The organism is Allobosea vaviloviae (genome assembly GCF_001298265.1).
GTDB lineage: Bacteria > Pseudomonadota > Alphaproteobacteria > Rhizobiales > Beijerinckiaceae > Allobosea > Allobosea vaviloviae_B.
Window position 1 is genome coordinate 92,249 of the sequence record NZ_LGSZ01000078.1, and the last position, 24,474, is coordinate 116,722.

Consider the following 24,474-nt stretch of genomic DNA (forward strand, 5'->3'; position numbering starts at 1 on the left):
CATCATGGGACGTTCGTTGAGCCTGATCGTCGGCGGGTCTTCCGGAATGGGCCTCGCAACGGCAACGCTGCTTGCCTCCGAAGGCAGGACCATCGCCCTCGTCGGCCGTGATCCCGCCAAGCTCGCAAGCGCACGGAAGCAAATCGAGAAAGACAGCGGTGGCGACGTCGAAACGATCGAAGCCGACCTTTACGATACCGGTGCAGTCGATGGATTGATCCGCCGGATCGATGGCGACGGACGCCATATCGATCAGCTGGTCAATGCTGCCGGCTATTTCTTCCCGAAGCCGTTCCTGGAGCATACGGGAGCGGATTTTGACCGCTATCACGCGCTCAACCGGGCGACCTTTTTCGTGACGCAGGCGGTTGCCCGCAATATGGCGTCTCACGGTGGCGGTGCGATCGTCACGATTGGCTCGATGTGGGCGCGACAGGCCGTCAAGGCCACGCCGTCCTCCGCCTATTCGATGGCGAAAGCGGGCCTCCACGCCCTGACGCAGCATCTCGCGATGGAACTAGCGGGCCTGAACATCCGTGTGAACGCCGTATCGCCGGCGGTCGTCGTCACGCCAATCTACGGTGCGTTCATCGAGCCCGAAGCGATCGAGGCGACGCTGACGGGCGGCTTCGATGCGTTCCATCCGATTGGCCGGGTCGGTCGGGCGGCCGACGTCGCCGCCCATATCGCATTTCTGCTGTCGGAGCGGGCCGGCTGGACGACAGGCGCGATCCACGACGTCGATGGCGGCGTGATGGCTGGCCGCAACTAGGGGCGGCATGGCGGGCGCGCGGTGTTGCCGCGCGTCCGCTCGTCAGAGACCCGCGGACTTCACCATGGTGAAGAACCGCACCTGCTCGGCCGGCTCCCTGAAAAGCCCGGTGTATTGCGTCGTCATCGTCGAGGAGCCCTGCTTCTGCACGCCGCGCATCGACATGCACATATGCTCGGCCTCGATCAGGACGGCGACGCCACGCGGCTTGAGCACCCGCTCGAGGGTCTGGGTGATCTGGGCCGTCATCGTCTCCTGCGTCTGCAGGCGCCGCGCGTAGACATCGACGATGCGGGCAAGCTTTGAGAGGCCGACGACGCCTTCGGACGGATAATAGCCGATATGCGCCTTGCCGACGAAGGGCACCATATGGTGCTCGCAATGCGACGAGAACGGGATGTCGCGCACAAGCACCATGTCGCGGTAGCCCTCGACCTCCTCGAAGACGCGATCGAGGATTTCATCCGCATCCTCCTGGTAGCCTTTGTAGAATTCCTTGTAAGCCTTGGCGACGCGCCGCGGCGTCTCGACCAGCCCCTCTCGCGACGGATCGTCGCCAGCCCACAGGATGAGCGTGCGCACAGCCTCCTCGGCTTGCTCCTGCGTCGGCTGCTTGATGAGAAACTTGTCTGCGGAGGGGCCCAAGGCCTGCTCGACGGACAAGGGCTGAACCACGGGGTTCATGGACTTAACCACAGGGTTCATGTGGCGCCTCTCGTTACGGTGACGCATCATACGCGGGCCGGGCCGATCTGGACCACTTCGCGCGGACGCTGCGACAAGTCTGCCTCCAAGGCCGCGATGGTCGGGTATGGTCTCCCGCCCGTCGGCCTGCCATCCTATATGGGTGTCGAGTACCGGTCACGCCAAGGCCCGGTGGAGAACTGAGATGCTGAGCGACGTCTACAACAAGCGGATCCTTGAACTGGCGGCCAATATTCCGTTGCTGGATCGACTGCCTGCTCCCGATGCCACGGCCAAGGCCCATTCGCGACTCTGCGGCTCGACGGTGACAGTCGATGTCAGCATGGACGGCGATGTCGTCACCGGCTTCGGCCATGACGTGAAGGCCTGCGCGCTGGGCCAGGCCTCGTCCTCGATCATGGCGCGCCATGTCGTCGGCTCGACCGCCGAGGAGCTGCGCGCCGTGCGCGAGCAGGCGCGCGCCATCCTGAAGGACAATGCCGAGCCGCCCGAGGGCAAATGGGCCGATCTCTCCGTGCTCGTGCCGGTGCGCGACTACAAGGCGCGCCATGCCTCTACGATGCTGACCTTCGACGCGGTCGTCGACGCGATCGGGCAGATCGAGCAGAAGCGCGGCCAGCAGGCAGTGGCGTGAGCGACGTGCGCGCCCTCGACCCGGGCGCGGTCTATTTCAGGCCGAGCGCCAGCCGGATCTCGGCTCTGGTCTCGTCGAAGCGCGAGCGGAAGGCGCGCTCCGCGAGGAGCGCCTTGGCGACGGCGCGCCCGGCCTTGTCGCCAGCCACGAGATCGCTGCGGTAATGGAAGCCGCAGACCAGGCGGCTCTCGCCGTAGTCGGTCACCCGTTCCTCGAACTTCGCGGCGAGTTCCGGCGCGGCCTGGGTCAAAAGCTCGGCGTAAAGCGCGGCCGTCGCCGCATGGGTGGAGGGGAAAGACGAGCCTTCGGGGCGCCCGCCCGGGCACGGCTTGACGCGGACCTTGTTCCAGACCGTGAAGGGACGCTGACGGTTCGTCAGGCGGCGCACGGAGAGCAGGACGATGCCGAGTTCGACCTGCGCCTCGCGGAACAGCAGGCGCACCTCGCGATGCTGATTGCCGGCGAACGGGATATCGGCGCCTTCGAGGAAGCGGGCGAGCGTCTGGTACTGGTCGGCTATGGCGGCCTTCTCGCGCTCCGGCGTGCGGCCGAGCGTGATCTGCAGCACCTCGTCGAATTCGCGCTTCTGCTCGGGGGCATTCATCGCGGGCGGCAGCCCGATGATGCGGGCGATATCGACCTTGCCGGGCTCGAGCCAGAGCAGGTTGGCGCGCTGCTGGGCCTGAGCGGGCGCGGCGGCGATGAGAAGGCCTGCCGCAACCCAGGCGATGGCGGCGGTCGCGCGGAATGGAACGGAACGCATAACGGAACGCGGCATGGCGAATCTCAGCTCTGAGGACGAGCGCGATGAAATGGCATCGCAGCCGGGCTTGTCACGTCTTTTCGCGCAAGCGGCGCGTTTAAAGCGGGCACCGCGGCGCGGCGCGCACTGGGCGATCCGCGGCTATCAGCTCAGCCTGTCGATGCTGGTGGGCCGGCACTGCCGGCATTGGCCGAGCTGTTCGAGCTATACCGACGAGGCGATCCAGCGTTTCGGCCTGTGGCGCGGCGGCTGGATCGGCGTAGCGCGAATCTGCCGCTGCACGCCGCTGGGGACGAGCGGCATCGACCTCGTCTGCGAGGAACTGCCACCGGACTCCGCCTGGTATCGGCCGTGGCGCTACGGGCGATGGCGCGGGGTCAATGCGCCGGAGCAGCCTTAGTTGACCGCTTTGGCCTTTATCAACGCCGTGCGGCAGCCCTCGGACAGCTTGCCCAGGTTGTCCTTGAAGCAGGCCGCGATCCGGCCGCCGCCGGGCTGGACGCCAGGGCAGTGGGCCGCGACGTCCTTGGCGCAAGCTTCACGCAGCGCGGCGGCGCGATCCTGGGCAAGCGCGGGTTGGGCGGCGCCGGCAAGGGCGAGGGACACGGCCAGGGTGTTCGTGAGAACGCGGATCATGCAAAGGGCTCCTGCGGTTGAAACGTGGCGGCGATCGGTATCATGCCGCTGATGACTTGCCGCGCGATGAGGAAAACATGACGAAACCGACAGGTTCGATTGTCCCGTGCGGCGAGGCGATTGCCTGCGGGCCTGCGCTCGTATAGGCGGGGCGTTCTCGGCGGTGTCCTCACCCGGATACGGACATCTCCGCGCAAGCTCAGCCGAGTATTGCCCAACCCAGTATCCGGCCTTGACTTACGGGGTTCGTATCCCCGAGTGAGCAGGAGCGACGATCGATGACGATCTCCCTGACATTCCCTGATGGCGCAAAGCGCGAATTTCCCTCCGGCATCACCGGAAAGGCGATCGCCGGCGGCATTTCGCCCTCTCTCCTGAAACGCACCGTCGCGATGGCGCTCGATGGCGTGGTCGTCGATCTCGGCGATCCGATCGGCCGGGACTCGAAGATCGAGTTCCTGACCCGGGACGACCCGCGCGCGCTGGAACTGATCCGGCACGACTGCGCCCACGTTCTCGCCGAGGCCGTGCAGGCGCTCTATCCCGGCACGCAGGTGACGATCGGCCCGGTGATCGAGGGCGGGTTCTTCTACGATTTCGCGCGCAACGAGCCGTTCACACCCGATGACTTCGCGCCGATCGAGGCGAAGATGCGCGAGATCATCGCGAAGGACGCGCCCTTCACCAAGGAAGAGTGGAGCCGCGAGAGGGCCAAGGATTTCTTCGCTGGGAAGGGCGAGGCCTACAAGGTCGAGCTCGTCGATGCGATCCCGGCTGACCAGACACTGAAGATGTACAAGCAGGGCGAGTGGATCGACCTCTGCCGTGGCCCGCACATGACCTCGGTCGGCAAGGTCGGCACCGCCTTCAAGCTGATGAAGGTGGCCGGCGCCTATTGGCGCGGCGACAGCAACAACGCGATGCTGACGCGCCTCTACGGTACGGCCTTCGCCAAGCAGGAGGATCTCGACGCCCATCTCAAGCAGATCGAGGAGGCCGAAAAGCGCGACCATCGCAAGATCGGCCGCGAGATGAACCTGTTCCACTTCCAGGAGGAGGGGCCGGGCGTCGTGTTCTGGCACTCCAAGGGTTGGCGGCTGTTCCAGGAGATCCTGACCTATATGCGGCGCCGGCTGGCGGCCGATTATGAAGAGGTCAACGCGCCGCAGGTGCTCGACAAGTCGCTCTGGGAGACCTCGGGCCACTGGGGCTGGTACCAGGACAACATGTTCGCGGTGAAGTCGGCGAGCGCGTTCGAGAACCCCAACGATCCCAACCGGGACCAGAAGGTGTTCGCGCTGAAGCCGATGAACTGCCCCGGCCATGTGCAAATCTTCAAGCACGGCCTGAAGAGCTATCGCGATCTGCCGATCCGGCTCGCCGAGTTCGGCAATGTCCATCGCTACGAGCCGTCGGGTGCGCTGCACGGGCTGATGCGCGTGCGCGGCTTCACGCAGGACGACGCCCACATCTTCTGCACGGAAGAGCAGCTCGCCGCCGAGTGCCTGAAGATCAACGAGCTGATCCTCTCCGTCTACGAGGATTTCGGCTTCACCGACGATCTGGTCATCAAGCTCTCGACCCGGCCGGAGAAGCGCGTCGGTTCCGACGAGGTCTGGGATCATGCCGAGGCGGTGATGACCAAGGTCCTCGAGACGATCGCGACGCAGTCCGGCAACCGCATCAAGACCGAGATCAATCCGGGCGAGGGGGCCTTCTACGGGCCGAAGTTCGAATATGTGCTGCGCGATGCCATCGGCCGCGACTGGCAGTGCGGCACGACGCAGGTCGATTTCAACCTGCCCGAGCGCTTCGGGGCCTTCTATATCGGCTCGGACGGCGAGAAGAAACAGCCCGTCATGGTCCACCGCGCGATCTGCGGCTCGCTGGAGCGGTTCACCGGCATCCTGATCGAGCACCATGCCGGGCATTTCCCGCTCTGGCTTGCGCCAGAGCAGATCGTCGTGTCGCCGATCACCTCCGAGGCCGATTCCTACGCCGAGCAGGTCACGATCGCCTGCATGAATGCCGGCCTGCGGGCGCGGGCTGATCTTCGCAACGAGAAGATCAGCTACAAGGTGCGCGAGCATTCGCTGGCCAAGGTCCCGGTGATCCTGGCGGTGGGCAAGCGCGAGGCCGAGGAGCGCACCGTCACCGTGCGCCGGCTCGGCAGCCAGGCGCAGACGGTGATGTCGCTCGACGCCATGATCTCGGCGCTGACCGAGGAGGCGACGCCTCCGGACGTGAAGCGCGTCAAGGCGGCTAGGGCGGCGAAGGCTGCGGGCTGATATGGCGTCATTCTCGGGCGGCGCGCAGCGCCGACCCGAGAATCTCTCGCCAGAGAGGGGCTGATACAAGATTGTCCTGCACGAGATGCTCGGGTCGAGCCCGAGCATGACGCGCATGTGATCCGCCCCTCGCCAGACGTTACCCTCCCATGCCAGATTGCCGCCCATGTTGACGGGGTCCTATCGCAAGCGGCTCGATGCCGATCTCACCCGCTGGACGGCGGAGGGGCTGCTCGGGGCGGATGCCGCCAGCGCCATCCGCCGCTCGGTCGCGACGGAGGGCGGTTTCCGGCTGCCGGCATTGCTCGGGCTGTTCGGCGGTCTGCTGATCGCTTCCAGTGTCGCGGCTTTCGTCGCTGCGAACTGGGAGGCGATTCCGCGGCTGGTCAAGCTCGCGATGATCGTCATCAGCGTGGTCGCGGCGCTGGGCATCGCCGCGAGGCTGGAGCGAAAGGGTTCGCCATCGGGGTCCGATGCGGCTGCCACCTGTGGTGTCCTGATCTTTGGAGCCGGCATCGCGCTGATCGGCCAGATGTACCATCTGCCGGCGGACTGGCCGGCTGGCGCGCTTCTGGTCGCGCTCGGGGCGCTCGTCGTCGCCTTTCTGCTGCGCTCGAACGGGGCGCTCGCCGTTGCCTTGGTGGCGCTCTGTGCCTGGAGCGGCGGGCGTTGGCAGGAAAGCCAGGGCGCGTCACTGCATGTCGCCTTCTTCCTGATCTATTTGCCGGCGTTCTGGCTCGCTCTGTCGCGCCACAACCGGCTGGTGCATCACCTCGCCGTGCTGGCGCTGGGCCTGTGGCTCGCCTTGGTGCCGGGCGACTGGATCAATGGGCGCTTCGACTACGGCCTGCTTGCCTATGGGCTTGCGGTCTCAGCGGCTTACGTCGCGCTCGGTGGCTGGGCGCTCGATCGCGGCGGGCCGGCGCTGCTGACCTGCTGCTTGCCCTGGGGGCTGCTCGGCCTGCTGATCGTGCTCGATGTCGAACTGATCCGCATTCTCGACGCGCGTGAATCGCGGGCGGGAACGGCGATCTGGCTGAACTACGTCGCCTATGCCGTGGCCGTCGCCGTCATCCTGGGCTTTGCCGCACTGGCGCGCGAGAAGCGCTTCGCCTGGCCGCTCGCGGTCGGGCTTGTCCTCGGTTTACTGGTTCCGCCGGTGTTCTGGAGCGGCGGTGTCGTCGGCCTGCCGGGCAAGGTCGTCGTCGCCAGCCTGGTCCTGTCGGTGGCGATCGCGCTTGTCGTCGCCGGTGTCACCGGAGGCGTGCGGCGCCTGACGCTGGCGGGCTCCGGCCTGTTCGGCATCGCCATCCTGATTCTGCTCTGGCAGACCATCGGCACGCTGCTCGACCAGTCGCTGTTCTTCCTCATCGCGGGGGCCGTGCTGCTGGCCCTTGCGAGCGGGGCGCGGCGGCTTTTCGCGCGCTTGTCGCGGCCGGCTGGGGAGGTCGCGTGATGCGGATGCCATCTGCCGACACCCTCATCGCTCGCGTGCCGCTGTTCTGGCGGGCGCTCGCGGCCATGCTGCTTCTGAGCGGTGGGCTGCTCGCTTTGGTCGAGAGCCGCGCGAGCATCCTGCGCAGTGGCACCGAGGTGCGGCTGAAAACCGTGCCGGTCGATCCGCGCGATCTGTTTCGCGGCGATTATGTCGTGCTGGCCTATCCGATCAGCACCGTCGATGGCGGAGCCGGTGTGAGCTATCGCCGTGGCGACCAAGTTTACGTCACCTTGGCGCCAGACGCGGAGGGCTTCGCGCGGGCGACCCGTGTCGACAAGGCGCGGCCTTCCACCGGCAGCGTCATGATCGCCGGTCGCGTCCTGTCGACGGGCGCCTGCGCTTTGAACGACGCGGGCGTGGCCGATTGCGCCTCCGGCAGCCGGCGCTTGCGCATCGCCTATGGCCTGGAGAGCTATTTCGTCCCGCAGGGCGAGGGGCGGGCGATCGAAACCACGCCCCGCGCGCGCATCGAGGTGGTGGCTGCCATTTCCGCCGGAGGAGAGGCCGCGATCAAGCGTCTGCTGATCGACGGCAAGCTCGTCTATGCCGAGCCGCCCTATTAGGCGCGCCTTTCCGTCAAGTCTTCTCCCTCCCCGAATTCCCGCCGCGCTCGCGCAAGCGGATCGTTGCGTGCGAGCGCAACACAGGCTTGTGAAGCGAATTTAGGTGACCGTTAACCTCACCGTCTTTATGAACGCCAGATGAACGGATGCGTTGGCAAACGTTCATGTTCGGGAACTTGCCCCCTCATCGCATGTTTCGTCGGTCGACCCGTTCCCCTTGCCCGGATGCCGTTGGTGACGCAGGTACGATCCCTTTCCCGCTTCCTGTTCCTGGGCCGTGCCCCGGACGGCGCGGCGCCCGTGGTGCAGCGGGATGCGCGCATCGACGTCATCCGCGGGTTGGCGCTGCTCGTCATCTTTATCAACCACATGCCCGGCAATGTGGTCGCCGGCTACATGCCCCATAATTTCGGCTTTTCGGATGGGGCCGACGCCTTCGTACTGCTCGCCGGCATTTCTGCGACGCTGGCCTATGGCGGCTTGATCGAGCGGCGCGGGCTGATCGTCGGAGCGGCCCGGCTGGCTGCGCGGATATGGACGCTCTACATCGCCCATATCGCGATGTTCATCATCGTTTGCGGCGTGGTGGCTGCTGCGGTGACGCGGACGCAGAACCCGCTCTATGTCGAGGCGATCAACATCCAGCCGGTCTTCAGCGATACGTTCGAGGCGCTCGTGGATGCGCTGACCCTGCGCTACCAGCCGTCCTATCTCGACATCCTGCCGCTCTATATCGTGCTGCTGGCGCTGTTCCCGGCGATCTATTTCGCGGTGCGGATCAGCCCGGCGGGCGCGCTGCTGGTGTCGCTGTCGATCTGGCAGGCGGCCATCTGGTCGGGCGTGAACCTTCCAAACGTGCATGCCGCCGGCTGGTTCTTCAATCCCTTCGCCTGGCAGGTCATCTTCACGCTCGGCATCATTATCGGGCGCGCCGCGCAGCGCGGCGTGGTGGCGCCGCGTCTGCCCTGGCTCGATGTCGCTGCGATCGGCTTCCTCGTCTTTGCCTTCGTTGCGAAGACCGCCTCGGGCAATCCCGTCGGGATCGCGCTGCTGAACGACTGGTTCGACTCCGTACAGCTCGGCTCGGACAAGACGAACCTGGCCTGGAGCCGGCTGCTGCATGTGGTGGCGCTGAGCTGGCTGGCGATGCGCTGGCTGCCTTCGGGGGCGGAGCTGCTGCATCATTCCATCGGGCGCATGCTGGCGATCGTCGGGCGTCATTCGCTGGCCGTGTTCAGCACCGGGACGGTGCTGGCGATCGCCGGCCAGATCGTCCTGGCCGAGACGGGCTTCGCGCTGGGCCCTCAGTTGCTGGTTTGCCTGATCGGCGTTATGTTGCTGATCGGGCTTGGGATATTCCTGACGTGGTATCAGTCGATCACGCTTTCCGGCGGGACGGTGTCCGCCGAGCCCTCGCGGCGGGGTTCGGTGCAGTCGCACTGAGCGTTCTCGCATGGACGGGTGCAGCGGCGGCTGGCCCAATGGCGCTCGCCGCGGCGGCCGATCTGCGCTGCCGCTCCGGCTCGGCCCAATCTCCCTTCCAGCCGGCCCTGCCTGCGGCCACGGCGGCCCTGCGCGAGACCGGCAAGCTCACCATCGTCGCCATCGGTTCCTCGACCACCGCCGGCTCCGGTGCCAGCGCCGAGGACAAGAGCTACCCCGCCGTGTTGCTCGAGGAGTTGCGACGGCGCCTGCCGAATGCCGAGGTTCGTGTCGTCAACAAGGGCGTCGGCGGCCAGTCGGCCTATGACATGCTGTTGCGCATGGACACCGATGTCATCGAGGAGAAGCCCTCGATCGTGATCTGGCAGACGGTGGTCAACGAGGCGATCAGCCATATCGGCGAGGACAAGCTCGCGAAGATCCTGCGCAAGGGCATCCAGAAGGTCCAGGCGGCGGGGATCGACATGGTGATGATGGATCTGCAATGGCTGCCGCGAGCAGGGCGCTATCCGCAATATGATGCCTACCGTGCCTTGCTGAAGAAGACCGCCGATGAACATGGTGCAGCGGTCTTCCCGCGCTACGGCATGATGCGGGATTGGTCGCGCTCGAAGCGCTTTACGCCCGAGGAACTCGTCGGGATGGACGGGATGCACATGGTCGATGCCGGCTATCGCTGTCTCGCCATCCGCATCGCCGACGGCATCGCCGGCGCCCTGACGGGAAACAAGCCGGACATGGCCGAAGGCATGAAATCGACGAACTGAGGCGACGAGCCGGGCTGTGGCCTGCGTCAGCCCTCGTCACTCAGCCCTATTTGGCCAGCACCTCGATGTCGCGGTCGAGCCCCGATTCGACCTTGAAGTCGCGCGAATGGACCTGTCCCTCCTGCCGCGCGATCAGGACATAGTCGCCCTCGGCCAGGATCACCTGCGGGAAGGCGCCGATCGCCTCGCGGATGACGTCGCCACCGGGCGTCAGCACGCTGAAGGCGGTTCCGGCGAAGGCCTCGCCGCCAGGTGACGCTACGAGCTTCAGGGTGACCCGGGCGGCGCGGTGATGCAGCGTCGCATCCGTGACCTTGCCGGACTCGACCTTCACGTCGGCGCGCTGGATCGCGTTGGAATCGCCATAGGTCGAGACGACGTGGTAGGTGCCCTCGGGCAGGCGGATGAGCTCTCCCGCCTTGGCTTTGTCGACGACGAGGCGGCCTTCCGAATTGCCCTGCAAGGGCACGAAGACCGAAAAGCTGAGCTGCGCCGGGGCGATCGGCGCATCGCCGATCGAGCCCGCCAGCGAAAGCCCGCCGGCACTGATCGCAACCTGGTCGCGCAGGCCTTGCGGGCCGAGCGTGACGCGTTTGGTGCCGCTGGCGAAACCATAGGCGGCATGCAGGAGGTAAGTGCCGGGCTCCAGCGAGAAGACCGGCTCGGCATCGGTCGAGCGCGCGACGATGCGCGGCGGCGTGCCGTCGGCCGTTTCGCTGAGGATGCGCCAGACCAGGCCGGAGCGGATCGGGCGGCGATCGCCGGCGAACTGCGCCGCCAGCGCCAGCGACGCCAAAGGCGCCGTCTGGGATTGGGCGGGCTGAATCGGCTTAGGGTCGGGAATGGCCGCAGGGGCCTGAATCGCCGGCTCCGCCTGCTGCGCGACAGCCAGAGCCGGTGCGAGGACGAGCGCGGCCGCCAGCAGGCTGGCCGCAAGCCGGCGCCGTCCCTGGAAACCGTCGAATTCAAGCATGCTCGCAGCCCTCGGTACCGTTGCGTTCACGTCTCAGCAGCTTCGCTTGTCCTCATCATGGCGAGGCACTAGGTCTGAGCCGGTTCCTCGCATCCGGATGCTTCATGACCGATACGCTCTCTCTGCTCAAGCTGCGCCGGTCCGTGCCGCCGCAGTTCCTGACCGCGCCCGGGCCCGACGCCGACCAGCTCGACGCGCTTCTGACGATCGCGGCTCGCGTCCCCGACCATGGCAAGCTGGTGCCCTGGCGCTTCATCGTGTTCTCGGGCGAGGGACGCGCCAAGGCCGCCGGTGTGGTGGCCCAGGCCTTCGCGAAGCGTCATCCCGATGCCCGGCCCGAACAGATCGAATTCGAGCGCAACCGCCTGCAGGCGCCGGTGATCGTCGCCGTGATCTCGCGCGCCGCGCCGCATGTGAAGATTCCGGAATGGGAGCAGGAGCTTTCGGCCGGCGCGGTCTGCATGAACCTGCTGATCGCGGCTCAGGCGATGGGCTTCGGCGGCTCCTGGCTGACGAACTGGTTCTCCTTCGACCGCGACGTGCTCGATGCCTTCGGGCTGTCCGGCAGCGAGCGCGTGGCCGGCTTCATCCATCTTGGCACGCCGAGCTCGGTCCCGCCCGACCGCGACCGTCCGGTTCTCGCCGACATCGTCACCACCTACGGGGCCTGAAGCCATGATCTACTCACCGGCGCTGCAGGATCACGGCCTCGGCCACGACCCGTTCAAGGCGATCGTGACGCCACGCCCGATCGGCTGGATCACGGCGATGAGCGCCAAGGGCGAGGTCAATCTCTCGCCCTACAGCTTCTTCAACGCCGTCTCGACGCGGCCGCATATCGTGATGTTCTCCTCCGAGGGCAAGAAGGACGCCGTCGCCTTCGTCGAGGAGACCGGCGAGTTCACCTGCTCGCTGGTGACCAAGGCGCTGTTGCAGCAGATGAACCAGACCTCGGCGCCCTTGCCGCGCGGCACCAGCGAATACGGCCATGCCGGGCTCGAGATGGCGGCCTCGACATTCGTGAGGCCGCCGCGCGTCGCCGCGAGCCCGGCCGCGCTCGAATGCAAGCTGCTCTCGGTGCAGCAGCTCGTCGATCTCGATGGCAACACATCCGATCGCTGGATGGTGCTGGGTCAGGTCGTCGGGATCTTCATGGACGACGCCTTCATCAAGGACGGCCGCTTCGACACCGTCGCGGCGCATCCGGTCGCGCGCTGCGGCTATGCCGACTACGCCGAGGTCGACCATCTGTTCTCGATCCAGCGCCCGCCGGGCGGGTAAGGGCGCCCTCATACGGTCAGGTCGCGGCAGCCTTGACGCGATAGTCGCCGAGCGGGGCGAGCGCCGCATTGATGGCGGCCGCATCGAGTGCTGCGCCTTCCGGCAGGGTCAGCTGTGGCGGATCGAGCGTCACGGACGTGCCCGGGGCGAGCTTCTCGGCGGCTTGCTGGACCCGCGAAAGGCAGCCGCCGCAATGCATCCCCGAAACCTCGAAAACCTGAGTCATTGGAATCGTCTCCAGCGGTTCATTCAGCCAGTTTATCAGCGCGCGCCTTGACACGCTGCGCCCTGATCAAATGGGGACGATCCAGCATTTCGCCAGCGAGCCCGATCACGCCGACGCCAGGGTTGGCTGCAAACAGCGCGATGATCGCCTCGGCGCGAGCCAGCGCTTCGGGTGAGGGTGCGAAGATCTCGTTGATCGGCGCGACCTGATCGGGGTGGATGGCCATCTTTCCGGTGAAGCCGTCGCGTCTGGCGGCGACACATTCGGCGCGGAAGCCTTCCGCATCGCGGAAAGCCGTGAAGACAGTGTCGATCGCGTCGACCTGGGCTGCGGCCGCGGCAAACAGCGTCAATGAGCGGGCGAGCCGGTAGGGATCGGTATAGGCGCCGTCCTCCAGCCGATTGGTCTCGGCGCCGAGATCGGCCGACAGGTCCTCCGCGCCCCAGGTCAAGGCCGCCAGGCGGTGTGTCGCGCCCGCATAGGTGCCCAGGCCGAAGATGCCCTTGCCGGTCTCGGTGGCGATCGGGATGATCCGGGTCTGGCCGTCGGGCAGGTCGCACTCGGCCTCGCGCACGGCAATCTTGGCACCGAGATGGCTGACGTCGATGCCGCCTTCCGATTTCGGCAGCATGATCGCATCCGGTGCGCCGGGCATGACGGCATCGAGATCGGCGTCGGTCAGCCCGGTCGAGAGCGCGTTGACGCGCACGATCAGGCGGGGCCGCCGGGGCAGGGCACGCGCCGCATCGAGGAAAGCGCGGGTGACCTCGCGGGCATTCGGCTTGGCGTCGAGCGCAACGGAATCCTCGAGATCGAGGATCAAGGCATCGGCGCCGCTGTCGAGGCCCTTCTGCTGCTTGCGGGAGCTGTCGCCGGGAACGAAGAGGAGCGAGCGCATGCGCGTCAGACCGGGACGGTGGCGGGCGCAGGATGCCGGCGCATGAAGGCCTGGCGCCTGCACTGCGCGACCAGCGTGCCGTCCTGCTTGTAGGCCTTGTGCTCGAACTCGACGATGCCGGCATCGGGCCGCGAGCGCGATTCGCGCTTGGCGACGATCTCGGTGGTGCAGCTGACCGTGTCGCCCTCGAAGAGCGGCGCCGGGAAGACGACGTCGGTCATGCCGAGATTGCCGATCGTCGTGCCCACCGTGGTGTCGTTGACGGAGATGCCGATCATCAGCCCAAGCGTGAACAGCGAGTTCATCAGCGGCTGGCCCCATTCGGTCTCGGTCGCGCAGAAATGTGCATCGATATGAAGGGGTTGCGGGTTGAGGGTCATGTTGGAGAACAGCATGTTGTCCATCTGCGTCACCGTGCGCGTCAGCCTGTGCTCGATGATGGCGCCGATCTCGAAATCCTCGAAATAGATTCCGCCGCGCTTGTGACGCTTCAGCTCTGGCATCGACAGTCTCCCTGATCCTGTCAGGGCAACGCAGCCGCCCTGGCGATTCCTCGCGATTAACCGTTCGCTTACCATAATCGGGCCACTCTCCCCAAAGCGCCGCAACGTCATGCGGCGGGCCGCCGGCGGCGGGTTCGCCCGAGTAACGCGATGTTCCTGTTTTCCACCCCGCAGACGCGAGAAGCCCAGCCGGCCAGCCCGGTCGTCAGCGCGATCCGCGACGGCGCGGCGAAGACCGGCGCCGGCTTCGATTATCTGCTGAAGACCGCCCAGCGCGAATCGTCGCTCGAGCCGGACGCCAAAGCGAAGACCTCCAGCGCGACCGGCCTGTTCCAGTTCATCGAGCAGACCTGGCTCTCGATGGTGAAGCAGGAGGGGCCCAAGCAGGGCCTTTCCAACTATGCCGACGCAATCACCGAAAGCGGGGGCGGGCGCCTGACGGTCTCGGACCCGGCCGCTCGCGAAAAGATCCTCGACCTGCGCAAGGATCCGCAGGTCGCGGCCGTGATGGCGGGGGCCTTCACCCAGAAGAACCGCGAGCAGCTTGCCGGCGCTCTCGGCCGCCAGCCTCATGCCGGCGAACTCTATATGGCCCATGTGCTCGGCGCGCGCGGTGCCTCCGACCTGATCCGTGCCGCGGCCAACGATCCGACGCGCAGCGCAGCCAAGGATTTTCCGGAGGCCGCGGCGGCCAATCGCGGCATCTTCTTCGACAAGACCGGCCGGGCGCGCAGCGCGCAGGAGGTCTATGGCGTGCTCGCGGCGAGCCACGCCAATACCCAGCTTGCCGCGTCCGCCACCATCACGCAGACGACCACGGCGCAGGCCGACGACAAGCCCGCCGAGATCGCCGCCGCTCTTCAGCCCGGACGGGCCAAAGGGTTGATCGGACTGTTCTCGACAGAAGGCTCGCGCGCGCCGGTCTCGAAGGCCGTTGCCAATCTCTGGACGAGCCCGCGCGCGGACGGCACCCGCACGGCCTCGCTCGACGCGGCCGAGCGCTATTTCCCGCGCCAGACGAAATCCGACGCGACCGCCGTGGCACCGACGGTGGCGGATGCTACGGCGGCGAATACATCCGCTGCGAAGGCTGTCGCCGCTCCGCTGCCGCCGGCGCGCCCGGTCGAACTGACCCAGCCCGCCGCCGCCGTTCAGGCGCGTGCCGCGACGCGGACGCGCCGCGCACCGCTCGACCTGTCCTCCTTCATGATCCAGCGGAGCGGCACATGATCGTTCGCCGTTTCCTGCTTTGGGCCCGCACGGCCAATGCCGAGGCGCGTGCCGATGGCGCGGCCGCACTGGCGGGTGCCTATCTGCGCTCCAGCATGGCCGAGGAGGACCGCGCCGAGGCCGAGACCGCGCTGATGTCGCTGATCGATGATCCTTCGCCGCGGGTGCGCCGGGCGATCGCCGAGGAAATGGCGTCGTCGCCGCGCGCCCCGCGCAATCTCGTGCTCGGACTGATCGCCGATCAGAGCGATGTCGCAGCCCTGGTGCTGGCCCATTCCCCGGTCCTGACGGAGGCCGATCTCGTCGATGCCGCCGCGATCGGCGACATGCTGGCCCAGCGCGCCGTCGCGCTGCGCCAGGCTCTGCCGGCGAGCGTCTGTGCCGCCCTGGCGGAGGTCGGCTGCGAGGGGGCGCTGGTCCCCCTGGCCGGCACCCGCACCGCCGATATCCCGGAGTTCTCGCTGGAGCGCATGGTCGAGCGGGCCGGCGAGAGCGGCGCGCTGCGCGAGGCCTTGCTGGCGCGCTCCGATTTGCCTGCCGGCCTCAGGCAGGCGATCGCCGCCAAGGTTTCGGACGCGCTGGCGAGCTTCGTCACCGGTTGCGGCTGGCTGACGCCCGAGCGCAGCGCGAGGCTCGCGCGCGAATCGACCGAGCGCGTCGCCGTGGCGTTGGCTGCCGGCGGCGAGGAGAGCGATGCGCCGGCCATCGTCGATGTGCTTCGGCTCAACGGGCGGCTGACGCCTGGCCTGATGCTGCGCTCGCTTTTGTCAGGCGAGCCCGCTCTGGCGGAAGCCGCCTTCGTGGCGCTCTCGGCCTTGCCGGCCGCGCGTGTCGCCGCGCTGCTGCGAGACCGTCGCGGCGCCGGCCTCAAGGCGCTCTATCGCAAGGCGGGGCTCCCGGTCTCGCTTCAGCCTGCTTTCACGGCCGCGATCGCAACGCTCAATGCGCGGGGCTTCGATGCCCGCGGAACCGGGCGCGGCATCGACCGCACCCTGCTGCGCGAGGTGCTGATCGCCTGCGAAATGCGGGACGATCCGGAGGGCGGCGCGCTGATGGCGCTGCTGCGCCGGATGGATGCCGAGGCTGCCCGCGAAGAGGCCAAGGCGCTGGCGGATTCGCTCGCCGACGACGCCGCGCTGGCCTATCTGGTCGAAGCCGATCCCGCGCTTCTTGTCGAGCTCGAGATCGGGGATATCAGGCAGGCGGCTTGAGTCTTGTCGGCCCCCGACCCCGTTGCAAACGTAAAGTGATAACGTCTCAAATCTTAGCGTGGGCGGCTTGATCGTACTCGGCTAAAAGTTGCCTACGACGGTCGCCTTGCGCGATATCGACAATGAGTGTTCGCTTGAGTTTGACATCGGGGTGATGTGCGTTGTGAGCGGCGAACCAGAATGCTTCCGACAGCGGCTCGCTGTCGTGCCAAGTCGTCATAACGAATTTGTCGTCCGGTACGTCGCCGTAGTCGAACTCCGCAAGGTTCGCGTGATCGACGCTGTCGTCCCAGAGGCTACAATCCGGCCCCCAAGCCATCATGTAGAGGCAACCGCTTCTGACCAGCCACGCGCTTACAAGGTGGCGCCATTCGCTTGTTACGGCCTGGTCGATCACGACCACGGCTTTAAACGGCCCAACTCCCAATTCTGGCGGTGTCTGGCCGGGCTTGAGGTGAAGGTAGCCGATCTCGTCCATAGCTTTGATCCTAGCACCTTACGCAACGCGGTCGGGGCCGACGCTACCGATCCAAGTTGCACCTTCCGGATGCGGACAGGCTCACGCCGCCTGAATATCGGTTTGTGAGAAATCGTTCCCCTTGAACAGGAGCGGCTCCTGTCTGGTCGCGGCGAGGGCGTAGGAAAAACAGTCGCCAAAGTTGAGACCTGCGGAATGGCGGCCCTTCCCGAAGCGCCGCCAGGCGCGGCGTGCGAGATCGACCTGTTCTGCGTCGACGGCGACGATCTCGACGCCGGCCCTGTAAAGCCAGAGATCCAGTTCGCTGCCGCCGGCCTCGCCGAGGCGCGTCTCGATGACCATGGCGGTTTCCAAAACCGTCGCCGCTGAGATCAGCCGGATCGGATCATCGGCAATCCGGCTTTCGAAGTCGGCAGCTTCGGGCTCGTCGAACGCGATGGCAACCAGCGCCGAGGAGTCGATAACCATCAGCGTGGCAAGCCCGTCTCGTCGTAGCCCAGGATTTCCTCCGCACTGCGGCTGTCCAGTACAGGCAGGGAACTCCAGCGACGCCGGCTGGCTGCGAGGTCTTCGAGAAGCGACGCCTTACGCGGCGCGCCACCGATACGACGCAGGCGTTCTTCCAACGCCAGCTTGGTCGCGGTCGTAATGCTCTCGCCGGTTCGATGCGCCAGTGCGCGGGCGAGCCGCTCCGTCTCCGCGTCCTTTATGCTCAATGCCATTGCGTGGTTGGTTCCTGTCTACCTTATCAGGGGCATTCTACCTCGATTGTGTCGCCTTGCCACGTTTTTCCGGCGCAGCCAGCCTGGAACCTGAGTTGGCGTCGGACATGTCGATACCTGACAGATGTCCGCCAGACGCAACACGGTCCTCAATACCCGAACTGCTCCCGCAAGATCCGCTCGTCGAGGCTGTGGCCGGGGTCGTGCAGCATGACCAGGTCGATCGTGCGGTCGATCTCGATCTCGACGCGCAGGACATTGTCGATCTGGACGTGGTCGGCGACCGCGCTGACCGGGCGCTTTTCAGCTTCGAGCACCTCGATCGTCACCTTGGCGTGGTCGGGCAGGAGTGCGCCGCGCCAGCGCCGGGGGCGGAAGGCCGAGATCGGCGTCAGCGCCAGCAGGGGGGCGTCGAGCGGGAGGATCGGGCCGTTGGCGGAGAGGTTGTAGGCGGTCGAGCCGGCCGGCGTTGCCAGCAGCACGCCGTCGGCGACGAGCTCGTTGAGGCGGACCTGCCCGTCGATCGAGATGCGCAGCTTTGCCGCCTGATAGGAGCGGCGCAGCAGCGAGACCTCGTTGATCGCCTCGGCGCTGACCTCGGTGCCGTCTTGGTCGATGGCCTTCATCGCGAGCGGATGGACGACGCTGCGCTGCGCCTCGGAGAGCTTCTTGCGCAGGCCGCGTTCGCGGAACTCGTTCATCAGGAAGCCGACGGAGCCGCGATTCATCCCGTAGATCGGCGTGCCCGTGCCGATGAAGCGATGCAGCGTCTGCAGCATCAACCCATCTCCGCCGAGCGCGACAATGACGTCGGCGGTCGCGGTATCGGCATTGCCATAGCGCTCGGTGAGCTTGGCCAGCGCGGCCTGCGCCTCCGGGGTCTCGCTGGCGACGAAGGAGATGGCCTGGAAGCGCTCGGTCATCGCTGGTCCTGAAGCGGCGCGCCGTGGCGGCGCAAGGCCGTGCCTTTAGCACGGGCGGCATGAGGATCGCGAGCCGGCAGGCCGGGAAATCAGCCATGAAAAAAGGCCGGGGTCGCCCCCGGCCTTCTTGGAATGCGTCGATGGGAGGCGCGATCGTCAGATCGCGGTGCTCCACTGCACCGGGACCAGCTCGAAGCCATTGCCGGACTTGGCGATGTAGCCGGTCGCGGGGAAGGGCGCATGGTAGAAGGCCACCTGCATCTTGTCGGCCGAGACCATGTCGAGCAGCTTGCGGCGCGTCGCAGCCGCCTGCGGGCCATCCATGTCGAAAACGGCCGACCAGTCCGGATTGCGCACGAACAGGGCAGGGTGATTGGTGGTGTCGGACATCACCATCATCCTGCCGGCGCCGGAGGCGACTGCGAAGACCGTGTGGCCCGGCGTATGGCCCGGCGCGGCGATCGCGGTGATGCCGGGCAGGATCTCCTTGCCGCCCTCGTACTGCTTCACATCCTTGGCGATCGGCGCAAAGACGCGGCGCACTCCGGCGAAGGCGCCCTTCATGGCCTCGGGCGCAGCGCCCATCTTGGCGTCGTCCATCCAGAAGGCCCATTCGGCTGCCGGCACCATCACCTCGGCATTCGGGAACCTGGCGGTGCCGTCCTTCGTCCGGAAGCCGTTGATGTGGTCGCCATGGAAATGACTGAACACGACGGTCGAGACGTCCTTGGCGTCGAAGCCCGCCGCCTTGAAATTCGTCATCCAAGTGCCTGAGGTCGGCGCGCCGGAATCGCCGTTGCCGGTGTCGATCAAGGTCAGCTTGCCACCCTGCTGGATCGCCAGCGTGGTGAAGGTGATGTTGAGCGCGTCGGGCGGCAGGAAGGCCTCGGCCATCGCCTTCTTCACATCGGCGAGCTCGGCATTGCGGACGAAACCTTCGAGCGGCCGCTTGGCGAAGCCGTCATTGATGGCGGTGACGGTGATGTCGCCGATCTTGTAGCGGTAGAATCCGGGGGCCTGGTTCACGGGAGTTCCTTGCGCATAGGCCGGGCCGAGCCCAGGCAGGTCCAATGTGGCGGCAGCGGCGAGGGCGCCGGCACCAGCGATCACGCCGCGGCGTGACAGGTTGAAATCCGTCATTTTTGTCTCCCTCGGCTCGGGTGGAGCCTGCGCTGGACCCTAGCTGGCGCCGCCGGGGGCGCAATCGGTCGGCGCTCCCGCAAGGTCATGGGCGGGGTCAAGTTTTCGTGAGCGGCCGCCTCCGACCCGGGCCTCAATCCTGCATCGGTGGCGGACTGGCTCGTCCGGTCGTGCTGTCCCTGTCGGCGAAGGCGCGCAGCATCGCCGCGCAAAGCGCGAGCGCGCCGACCGTGCCATTGCCCGAACACTCTGCGACGAGCGCCTGGAAGGCGGCGGCATCCTCGCCCACCACGCATTGCACGCTCCAGCTCCAGCCGGGAGCCTTTTGCCTGAGCAGGCCGACCGCGACGTCGATATTGGCGCTGACGGAGCCTAGCGCCTTCCAGAGTGCGCCTTGCTGGTAGATCCCGCCCGCGGGTGTCCGCCGGTTGATCAGGTGCCTGGGTTTGCGACGGACGGTGAAGCCCAACGCCTCATAGATATCGGCGTCGAGCGCCCGGTCTGGCTTGCCAATGGCTTCGCAGCGATCAGCGAGGGCAAGGAGGTTGTCGGGGCTGTCCATGGTCGCTTCATATCGCAAGGCGAGGCGCCGATCCGCTTTCCGGACGCGTTTGGCCGCTGTCCGAGCGCGTTTAGCAAGATGCAAGCCGGATGGCACGGCCCGCAAGCCGCGCACCGCTTCCCTGACAAAGGGCCGCCACCGCTGCGTCTGCTGTCGCCGCCCATATGGGGAAACTGGTGCCGGCGGAGAGGATTGAACTCCCGACCTTCGGTTTACAAAACCGCTGCACTACCGCTGTGCTACGCCGGCCCCTGAATACCGGTTGTCAAATCCGGCATCCATCCCAGCGGTTACCAGCAGGGCGCGGCCAGAGCAAGATCGGTCGGGGCACGATCGACGTGAGGGATCGTCGGGATGCCGCGCGGGAGAGGGGCGTCGACTGCCGCCACCAAAGAAAAAGCCCCGCCTTCTCGAAGGCGGGGCTCGTGTCGTCGCTACGGAGTGAGCCTCAGGCTCAGTTCTCGTGGGTCGTGATGTCGCGATCCTTGGTCTCCGGGACCAGCAGCATGCCGATCACGAAGGTCGCGAGCGCGAAGACGATCGGGTACCAGAGCCCGTAATAGATGTCGCCGGTGCCCGCCACCATGGCGAAGGCGGTTGCCGGCAGGAGGCCGCCGAACCAGCCGTTGCCGATGTGATAGGGCAGCGACATGCCGGTGTAGCGGATGCGGGTCGGGAAGAGTTCGACCAGCGCCGCCGCGACCGGGCCGTAGACCATCGTGACATAGATGATCAGGATGGTCAGGATGCCGATGATCGTCAGCGACTGACCGCCGAAGAGCGCGCCGAAGAAACCCGTCTTGACGATGCGGGCATCGCCGGGAGCGGGATATCCGGCCGCGACCGCTTCCTTGGCGACAGTGGCGGCAAAGGTCGCGTCGACGGCGAGTTCCTTGCCGTTGACCGTCACCTTGGTCGGGGTCCCGGCCGGTGCCGGAGCCGAGGTGTAGACGATGGCCTGCGTCGCCAGCGTGCGGCGAGCGATGTCGCACGGTGAGGTGAAGGTGCGGATGCCGACAGGATCGAAGACCGATCCGCAGGTGGCGGGGTCCGCGACGACCTGGACCTTGACGTTCTCATGCGCTGCAGCGAGGCCCGGATTGGCGGCCTTGGTCAGCGCGCCGAAGAGCGGGAAATAGGTCAGCGCCGCGATCAGGCAGCCGGCCAGGATGACGGGCTTGCGGCCGATCCGGTCCGACAGCGAGCCGAAGAAGATGAAGCCACCGGTTCCGATGATCAGCGCCCAGGCGATCAGCACGTTGGCCGAGTAGAGATCGACCTTCAGGATGCTCTGGATGAAGAACAGCGCGTAGAACTGTCCGGTGTACCAGACGACGGCCTGACCCATGGTGAGGCCGAACAGCGCGATCAACGCGATCCTGGCGTTCTTCCACTGGCCGAAGGCCTCGGTCAGCGGGGCCTTGGAGCCGGTGCCCTCTTCCTTCATCTTCTTGAAGGCCGGGGATTCCTGCATCTGCAGACGGATCCAGACGGAGACGGCGAGCAGGAAGATCGACAGCAGGAACGGAATGCGCCAGCCCCAGGCGGCGAAATCGGCCTCGCCCATGTTGACGCGGATCACCAGGATGACGATCAGCGAGAGCAGCAGGCCGAGCGTCGCGGTGGTCTGGATCCAGGAGGTGTAAAAGCCACGCCGGCCGGGGGGGGCGTGCTCGGCGACATAGACCGCGGCACCGCCGTACTCGCCGCCGAGCGCCAGGCCCTGCAGCATGCGCAGCGCGATCAGGATGACCGGCGCGACCCAGCCGATGGTGTTGTAGCTCGGCAGCAGGCCGACCAGGAAGGTCGAGGCGCCCATGATCACGATGGTCACGAGGAAGGTATATTTGCGGCCGATCAGGTCACCCAGGCGGCCGAAGAACAGCGCGCCGAACGGGCGGACCAGGAAGCCCGCGGCGAAGGCGAGCAGCGCGAAGATGGCGCGGGTGTTGGGATCGAAAGCCGAGAAGAAATGCGCGCCGATCATCACGGCCAGCGAGCCGTACAGATAAAAGTCGTACCACTCGAACACGGTGCCGAGCGATGATGCGAGAATGACGCGCTTTTCTTCCGTCGTCATGGGGCGTGGCGCGACTTTCGCCCCCGGTGCGTTTGCTGCCATGCTCATGGCGTATCTCCCCTGCGATTTCCCCGGCAGCGGGACGATCCGCGCTGCCTATTCGTCCAGCTCGCCTTCTGTCGACGCGATGCCAGCGTGCCGGTTGCAAGGCCTTGAGGCCCGATGCTCCGGTCTGGCGTAAAGCAATGCTCGCGAGTGCATGGCTCGGCAATCAAGCACTTCGTCTAACGGCGCGGTGGGAGAACCTTGCGGTATCGGCGCCAGTGCTCTGGGCAAACGGGCCGTTGTTCCAAACCGTCCAGCCTTTTTTGTGCGCGATGGCGTGAGGCTCCGGTTCGAAAAGAAGCTGCCGCCACGGCTTCCCAAGGCGGGCGTTGCGCCTATACTCGAAAGGCGGAGGCCTATGATGCGGAAAAGGGAGGAGCGCCGATGTCGCGCGCCACGATGATTCGCTTCGGCCTGCTGCTGACGGCACTGCTCTTGCCCCTCGCTGCTGCCGAAGCCGGCGGGGGCCGGGCCGGCGCCCACGCCGATGCGCCCAAGGCCTCGAACTTCTCGACCGCCACGAGCCCGACCGCCACGAGCATCCATCAGCGCGTCTCGCATGCTGCGGCCGTCCGCCATCCGGTGTTGCAACATCCCGGGATTCGCCATTCCGATCTGCGGTTTGGTGGCGAGCCGCGCTGGCGCCGCTTGGGGCGCGGCCTGTTCACCTCGGCGGGCTATCTCGGCCCCTGGACCTATCCTGCCGGCGCCGGGGGAGGGCAGACAGTCTCGACCGATGGCGACGCCTCGCCGGGTTGGGTCGATCGCAACGCGTTCGAGACGATGCCGGTTCGGCCGGGCATCATGCGCTCGCCGACGCCGGAGCCGACGATCTACCGGCTCGAGGGCCGGCGCGACCGGCCGGCCACGCGGGTCATCCGGATCAGCGAGGCGGAGCCGCGTGGAGCCAAGCGCAGCCGCTTCGCCCATGCCGAGACCGGGGCGCTGCTGCTGGTCGTGCCCGGGCGCTGAGGCCCGACCGCATCAGCTTTATGTGAAGGCAGGCTCTCGCGTTCCGGGGCAGCTCCTAGCGCCGCCGGCTCGCCGCATAGAGGGCGATCGCGGTCGCGTTCGAGACGTTGAGGCTGGTGATCGTGCCCGGCACCTCGAGCCTCGCGACCTGGTCGCAGAGCTCGCGCGTGCGCTGGCGCAGGCCCTTGCCCTCGGCGCCCATCACCATGACGAGCGGACGTTTCAGTTCGACGTCGTCGAAAGCGACCTCGCCATCCGAATCGAAGCCGATTCGCTGGAAGCCGCGCTTGCCGAGTTCGTCGAGTGCATCGCCGAGATTGCGCACCGCAATGAGCGGCACGTGCTCCAGCGCACCAGATGCCGATTTCGCCAGCACGCCGGTTGCTGCCGGCGAATGGCGGATGGTGACGATGACGGCCGCGGCGGCGAAGGCGGCTGCCGAGCGCAGGATCGCCCCGACATTGTGCGGATCGGTGATCTGGTCGAGCGCCAGCACGATCGCGTCGTCGGGCAGGCTGTCGAGATCGGGCGAATCCAGGGGATCGCAGACGAGATAGAGGCCCTGATGCACCGAATCGGGCGTCAGCAGCCGGTCGATCTCGGAGGGGCGCACGAGTTCGGCCTGGAGCGGCAGCTCGCCGACCTCCTCCTGCAGACGCTTCAGTGCGTTTTCCGTGGCGAGCAGGCGGCGATGGCGCCGCTTGGGGTTGCGCAGCGCCTCGATGACGGGATGCACACCATAGAGCACCGCCTCGTCGATATCGCCGGGACGATGATGGAGCGTGCCATCGGCGCGTCGCGGGCTGGTCTGGCGCGGCCGATCGCTTCGATCCGATTTGGGGCGAAACGGTGAAGGCATCGGGTTTCTCCTGGGGCGCTGATCCATGCCCTGACATGACAATCCCGGCTTGGCCAGCCTCGAATTGACGCAACGCGGTGCGATGCCCTTGGGGCAGCGGGCTTTTAGGCGTTGACAGGGCGCTGCCCCGTCACCATAAGTCCGGCCGCGCCTGTCGCCGTCACGCAAGTGACACGGGAGATTGCCTGCGGCCTGGCCGCAAGCAGCGCGGGCGGGGGAATGTCCCGAGCGGCAAAGGGGGCGGACTGTAAATCCGCTGGCTATGCCTTCGCAGGTTCGAGTCCTGCTTCCCCCACCACCTC

Annotated in this window: 28 protein-coding genes and 2 tRNA genes; 14 read left to right on the forward strand and 16 right to left on the reverse strand. The window is 66.7% G+C overall.

Features of this window, described 5'->3' with window-relative positions; genetic code table 11:
• The first annotated feature begins 4 nt into the window (after positions 1-4).
• A complete protein-coding gene (locus AE618_RS24475) occupies positions 5-772 on the forward strand; it encodes an SDR family NAD(P)-dependent oxidoreductase (protein ID WP_054211682.1) in 768 nt (255 codons plus the stop codon).
• Positions 773-814: 42 nt separating this feature from the next.
• Here the strand turns inward: AE618_RS24475 and folE are convergent, their stop codons facing one another.
• On the reverse strand, positions 815-1,477 hold the full coding sequence (gene folE, locus AE618_RS24480) for a GTP cyclohydrolase I FolE (RefSeq protein ID WP_054211683.1): 663 nt from the start codon (positions 1,475-1,477) through the stop codon (positions 815-817).
• Positions 1,478-1,661: 184 nt separating this feature from the next.
• Here folE and AE618_RS24485 point away from each other — a divergent pair, with 184 nt between their 5' ends.
• The gene (locus AE618_RS24485; protein WP_054211684.1) at positions 1,662-2,111 is read left to right on the forward strand and encodes an iron-sulfur cluster assembly scaffold protein; all 450 of its coding nucleotides are present in this window, start codon (positions 1,662-1,664) and stop codon (positions 2,109-2,111) included.
• 31 nt (positions 2,112-2,142) lie between these two features.
• Here the strand turns inward: AE618_RS24485 and AE618_RS24490 are convergent, their stop codons facing one another.
• A complete protein-coding gene (locus AE618_RS24490) occupies positions 2,143-2,889 on the reverse strand; it encodes a phosphatase PAP2 family protein (RefSeq protein ID WP_082365548.1) in 747 nt (248 codons plus the stop codon).
• Positions 2,890-2,923: 34 nt separating this feature from the next.
• Between AE618_RS24490 and yidD the strand changes: the two genes are divergently transcribed.
• Positions 2,924-3,274: a membrane protein insertion efficiency factor YidD gene (yidD, locus tag AE618_RS24495; RefSeq protein WP_054211752.1), complete on the forward strand. Its 351-nt coding sequence runs from the start codon at positions 2,924-2,926 to the stop codon at positions 3,272-3,274.
• On the opposite strand, the gene AE618_RS24500 is transcribed toward yidD, so the two are convergent.
• Entirely contained in the window at positions 3,271-3,510 is a 240-nt protein-coding gene (locus AE618_RS24500) for a cysteine rich repeat-containing protein (RefSeq protein ID WP_054211686.1), read from the reverse strand. The two genes, yidD and AE618_RS24500, sit on opposite strands and share 4 nt — an antisense overlap.
• A gap of 278 nt (positions 3,511-3,788) precedes the next feature.
• On the opposite strand from AE618_RS24500, the gene thrS reads away from it, so the two are divergent.
• From thrS to AE618_RS24525, 5 genes are all read left to right on the forward strand, one after another.
• Positions 3,789-5,798, forward strand: a complete 2,010-nt coding sequence (gene thrS / locus AE618_RS24505) for a threonine--tRNA ligase (RefSeq protein ID WP_054211687.1) — start codon at positions 3,789-3,791, stop codon at positions 5,796-5,798.
• 166 nt (positions 5,799-5,964) lie between these two features.
• The gene (locus AE618_RS24510; protein WP_054211688.1) at positions 5,965-7,254 is read left to right on the forward strand and encodes a DUF2157 domain-containing protein; all 1,290 of its coding nucleotides are present in this window, start codon (positions 5,965-5,967) and stop codon (positions 7,252-7,254) included.
• Positions 7,254-7,859, forward strand: coding sequence for a GDYXXLXY domain-containing protein (locus AE618_RS24515; protein WP_054211689.1), 606 nt, complete (start codon positions 7,254-7,256; stop codon positions 7,857-7,859). The genes AE618_RS24510 and AE618_RS24515 overlap by 1 nt, the downstream gene beginning before the upstream one ends.
• 234 nt (positions 7,860-8,093) lie before the next feature.
• Positions 8,094-9,302: an OpgC family protein gene (locus AE618_RS24520; RefSeq protein WP_197280878.1), complete on the forward strand. Its 1,209-nt coding sequence runs from the start codon at positions 8,094-8,096 to the stop codon at positions 9,300-9,302.
• 38 nt (positions 9,303-9,340) lie between these two features.
• Positions 9,341-10,069, forward strand: coding sequence for an SGNH/GDSL hydrolase family protein (locus AE618_RS24525; RefSeq protein WP_054211691.1), 729 nt, complete (start codon positions 9,341-9,343; stop codon positions 10,067-10,069).
• A 46-nt stretch (positions 10,070-10,115) separates the two neighbouring features.
• Here AE618_RS24525 and AE618_RS24530 read toward each other — a convergent pair whose 3' ends face one another.
• Positions 10,116-11,042 carry a hypothetical protein gene (locus AE618_RS24530; protein WP_054211692.1) on the reverse strand — a complete coding sequence of 309 codons (927 nt, stop codon included), beginning with the start codon at positions 11,040-11,042 and terminating at the stop codon, positions 10,116-10,118.
• Between the two features lie 104 nt (positions 11,043-11,146).
• Between AE618_RS24530 and AE618_RS24535 the strand changes: the two genes are divergently transcribed.
• Together AE618_RS24535 and AE618_RS24540 are read left to right on the forward strand one after the other, a co-directional pair.
• A complete protein-coding gene (locus tag AE618_RS24535; protein WP_054211693.1) occupies positions 11,147-11,713 on the forward strand; it encodes a nitroreductase family protein in 567 nt (188 codons plus the stop codon).
• Positions 11,714-11,717: 4 nt separating this feature from the next.
• A complete protein-coding gene (locus AE618_RS24540) occupies positions 11,718-12,323 on the forward strand; it encodes a flavin reductase family protein (RefSeq protein ID WP_054211694.1) in 606 nt (201 codons plus the stop codon).
• A 16-nt stretch (positions 12,324-12,339) separates the two neighbouring features.
• On the opposite strand, the gene AE618_RS24545 is transcribed toward AE618_RS24540, so the two are convergent.
• Genes AE618_RS24545 through AE618_RS24555 form a run of 3 tightly spaced genes read right to left on the reverse strand, consistent with a single transcriptional unit; the run spans position 12,340 to position 13,950 of the window.
• A complete protein-coding gene (locus AE618_RS24545) occupies positions 12,340-12,549 on the reverse strand; it encodes a heavy-metal-associated domain-containing protein (protein ID WP_054211695.1) in 210 nt (69 codons plus the stop codon).
• Between the two features lie 19 nt (positions 12,550-12,568).
• Complete coding sequence (locus AE618_RS24550; RefSeq protein WP_054211696.1) at positions 12,569-13,447, reverse strand: HpcH/HpaI aldolase/citrate lyase family protein; 879 nt, start codon at positions 13,445-13,447, stop codon at positions 12,569-12,571.
• 5 nt (positions 13,448-13,452) lie between these two features.
• Positions 13,453-13,950 carry a MaoC family dehydratase gene (locus AE618_RS24555; protein ID WP_054211697.1) on the reverse strand — a complete coding sequence of 166 codons (498 nt, stop codon included), beginning with the start codon at positions 13,948-13,950 and terminating at the stop codon, positions 13,453-13,455.
• A gap of 150 nt (positions 13,951-14,100) precedes the next feature.
• Here AE618_RS24555 and AE618_RS24560 point away from each other — a divergent pair, with 150 nt between their 5' ends.
• Complete coding sequence (locus AE618_RS24560; RefSeq protein WP_082365550.1) at positions 14,101-15,180, forward strand: hypothetical protein; 1,080 nt, start codon at positions 14,101-14,103, stop codon at positions 15,178-15,180.
• Positions 15,177-16,391, forward strand: a complete 1,215-nt coding sequence (locus AE618_RS24565; protein ID WP_054211698.1) for a DUF2336 domain-containing protein — start codon at positions 15,177-15,179, stop codon at positions 16,389-16,391. Before AE618_RS24560 ends, AE618_RS24565 begins: the two co-directional genes overlap by 4 nt.
• Before the next feature lie 46 nt (positions 16,392-16,437).
• Here AE618_RS24565 and AE618_RS24570 read toward each other — a convergent pair whose 3' ends face one another.
• The 8 genes from AE618_RS24570 to AE618_RS24605 form a co-directional block, all read right to left on the reverse strand.
• Positions 16,438-16,869 (reverse strand): DUF7684 family protein, encoded by a 432-nt coding sequence (locus tag AE618_RS24570; protein WP_054211699.1) that lies wholly within the window; start codon positions 16,867-16,869, stop codon positions 16,438-16,440.
• Between the two features lie 81 nt (positions 16,870-16,950).
• Positions 16,951-17,337 (reverse strand): type II toxin-antitoxin system VapC family toxin, encoded by a 387-nt coding sequence (locus AE618_RS24575; RefSeq protein WP_054211700.1) that lies wholly within the window; start codon positions 17,335-17,337, stop codon positions 16,951-16,953.
• On the reverse strand, positions 17,337-17,591 hold the full coding sequence (locus AE618_RS24580; RefSeq protein WP_054211701.1) for a type II toxin-antitoxin system VapB family antitoxin: 255 nt from the start codon (positions 17,589-17,591) through the stop codon (positions 17,337-17,339). The genes AE618_RS24575 and AE618_RS24580 overlap by 1 nt, the downstream gene beginning before the upstream one ends.
• 149 nt (positions 17,592-17,740) lie before the next feature.
• The gene (locus tag AE618_RS24585; RefSeq protein WP_054211702.1) at positions 17,741-18,514 is read right to left on the reverse strand and encodes an NAD kinase; all 774 of its coding nucleotides are present in this window, start codon (positions 18,512-18,514) and stop codon (positions 17,741-17,743) included.
• 156 nt (positions 18,515-18,670) lie between these two features.
• A complete protein-coding gene (locus AE618_RS24590; RefSeq protein ID WP_054211703.1) occupies positions 18,671-19,654 on the reverse strand; it encodes an MBL fold metallo-hydrolase in 984 nt (327 codons plus the stop codon).
• Between the two features lie 133 nt (positions 19,655-19,787).
• Entirely contained in the window at positions 19,788-20,216 is a 429-nt protein-coding gene (locus tag AE618_RS24595; protein ID WP_054211704.1) for a hypothetical protein, read from the reverse strand.
• A 174-nt stretch (positions 20,217-20,390) separates the two neighbouring features.
• Positions 20,391-20,465, reverse strand: a tRNA-Thr gene (locus AE618_RS24600).
• Positions 20,466-20,670: 205 nt separating this feature from the next.
• Positions 20,671-22,344 carry an MFS transporter gene (locus AE618_RS24605; RefSeq protein ID WP_054211705.1) on the reverse strand — a complete coding sequence of 558 codons (1,674 nt, stop codon included), beginning with the start codon at positions 22,342-22,344 and terminating at the stop codon, positions 20,671-20,673.
• A gap of 381 nt (positions 22,345-22,725) precedes the next feature.
• Here AE618_RS24605 and AE618_RS24610 point away from each other — a divergent pair, with 381 nt between their 5' ends.
• On the forward strand, positions 22,726-23,313 hold the full coding sequence (locus tag AE618_RS24610; RefSeq protein ID WP_054211706.1) for a hypothetical protein: 588 nt from the start codon (positions 22,726-22,728) through the stop codon (positions 23,311-23,313).
• Between the two features lie 55 nt (positions 23,314-23,368).
• On the opposite strand, the gene rlmB is transcribed toward AE618_RS24610, so the two are convergent.
• Entirely contained in the window at positions 23,369-24,172 is an 804-nt protein-coding gene (gene rlmB, locus AE618_RS24615; protein WP_156330473.1) for a 23S rRNA (guanosine(2251)-2'-O)-methyltransferase RlmB, read from the reverse strand.
• Positions 24,173-24,385: 213 nt separating this feature from the next.
• Here rlmB and AE618_RS24620 point away from each other — a divergent pair.
• Positions 24,386-24,470: transfer RNA gene (locus tag AE618_RS24620), tRNA-Tyr, on the forward strand.
• Positions 24,471-24,474 lie beyond the last annotated feature (4 nt).

Coding starts and splice junctions, on each gene's coding strand:
- AE618_RS24475 (WP_054211682.1), top strand. CDS start 5: ATGGGACGTTCGTTGAGCCTGATCGTCGGCGGGTCTTCCGGAATGGGC.
- AE618_RS24510 (WP_054211688.1), top strand. CDS start 5,965: ATGTTGACGGGGTCCTATCGCAAGCGGCTCGATGCCGATCTCACCCGC.
- AE618_RS24585 (WP_054211702.1), bottom strand. CDS start 18,514: ATGACCGAGCGCTTCCAGGCCATCTCCTTCGTCGCCAGCGAGACCCCG.
- thrS (WP_054211687.1), top strand. CDS start 3,789: ATGACGATCTCCCTGACATTCCCTGATGGCGCAAAGCGCGAATTTCCC.
- yidD (WP_054211752.1), top strand. CDS start 2,924: ATGGCATCGCAGCCGGGCTTGTCACGTCTTTTCGCGCAAGCGGCGCGT.
- AE618_RS24530 (WP_054211692.1), bottom strand. CDS start 11,042: ATGCTTGAATTCGACGGTTTCCAGGGACGGCGCCGGCTTGCGGCCAGC.
- AE618_RS24560 (WP_082365550.1), top strand. CDS start 14,101: ATGTTCCTGTTTTCCACCCCGCAGACGCGAGAAGCCCAGCCGGCCAGC.
- AE618_RS24610 (WP_054211706.1), top strand. CDS start 22,726: ATGTCGCGCGCCACGATGATTCGCTTCGGCCTGCTGCTGACGGCACTG.
- AE618_RS24545 (WP_054211695.1), bottom strand. CDS start 12,549: ATGACTCAGGTTTTCGAGGTTTCGGGGATGCATTGCGGCGGCTGCCTT.
- AE618_RS24490 (WP_082365548.1), bottom strand. CDS start 2,889: ATGCCGCGTTCCGTTATGCGTTCCGTTCCATTCCGCGCGACCGCCGCC.
- AE618_RS24540 (WP_054211694.1), top strand. CDS start 11,718: ATGATCTACTCACCGGCGCTGCAGGATCACGGCCTCGGCCACGACCCG.
- AE618_RS24515 (WP_054211689.1), top strand. CDS start 7,254: ATGCGGATGCCATCTGCCGACACCCTCATCGCTCGCGTGCCGCTGTTC.
- AE618_RS24485 (WP_054211684.1), top strand. CDS start 1,662: ATGCTGAGCGACGTCTACAACAAGCGGATCCTTGAACTGGCGGCCAAT.
- AE618_RS24590 (WP_054211703.1), bottom strand. CDS start 19,654: ATGACGGATTTCAACCTGTCACGCCGCGGCGTGATCGCTGGTGCCGGC.
- AE618_RS24555 (WP_054211697.1), bottom strand. CDS start 13,950: ATGCCAGAGCTGAAGCGTCACAAGCGCGGCGGAATCTATTTCGAGGAT.
- AE618_RS24575 (WP_054211700.1), bottom strand. CDS start 17,337: ATGGTTATCGACTCCTCGGCGCTGGTTGCCATCGCGTTCGACGAGCCC.
- AE618_RS24605 (WP_054211705.1), bottom strand. CDS start 22,344: ATGAGCATGGCAGCAAACGCACCGGGGGCGAAAGTCGCGCCACGCCCC.
- AE618_RS24580 (WP_054211701.1), bottom strand. CDS start 17,591: ATGGCATTGAGCATAAAGGACGCGGAGACGGAGCGGCTCGCCCGCGCA.
- AE618_RS24565 (WP_054211698.1), top strand. CDS start 15,177: ATGATCGTTCGCCGTTTCCTGCTTTGGGCCCGCACGGCCAATGCCGAG.
- AE618_RS24525 (WP_054211691.1), top strand. CDS start 9,341: ATGGCGCTCGCCGCGGCGGCCGATCTGCGCTGCCGCTCCGGCTCGGCC.
- folE (WP_054211683.1), bottom strand. CDS start 1,477: ATGAACCCTGTGGTTAAGTCCATGAACCCCGTGGTTCAGCCCTTGTCC.
- AE618_RS24570 (WP_054211699.1), bottom strand. CDS start 16,869: ATGGACGAGATCGGCTACCTTCACCTCAAGCCCGGCCAGACACCGCCA.
- AE618_RS24595 (WP_054211704.1), bottom strand. CDS start 20,216: ATGGACAGCCCCGACAACCTCCTTGCCCTCGCTGATCGCTGCGAAGCC.
- AE618_RS24500 (WP_054211686.1), bottom strand. CDS start 3,510: ATGATCCGCGTTCTCACGAACACCCTGGCCGTGTCCCTCGCCCTTGCC.
- AE618_RS24535 (WP_054211693.1), top strand. CDS start 11,147: ATGACCGATACGCTCTCTCTGCTCAAGCTGCGCCGGTCCGTGCCGCCG.
- rlmB (WP_156330473.1), bottom strand. CDS start 24,172: ATGCCTTCACCGTTTCGCCCCAAATCGGATCGAAGCGATCGGCCGCGC.
- AE618_RS24550 (WP_054211696.1), bottom strand. CDS start 13,447: ATGCGCTCGCTCCTCTTCGTTCCCGGCGACAGCTCCCGCAAGCAGCAG.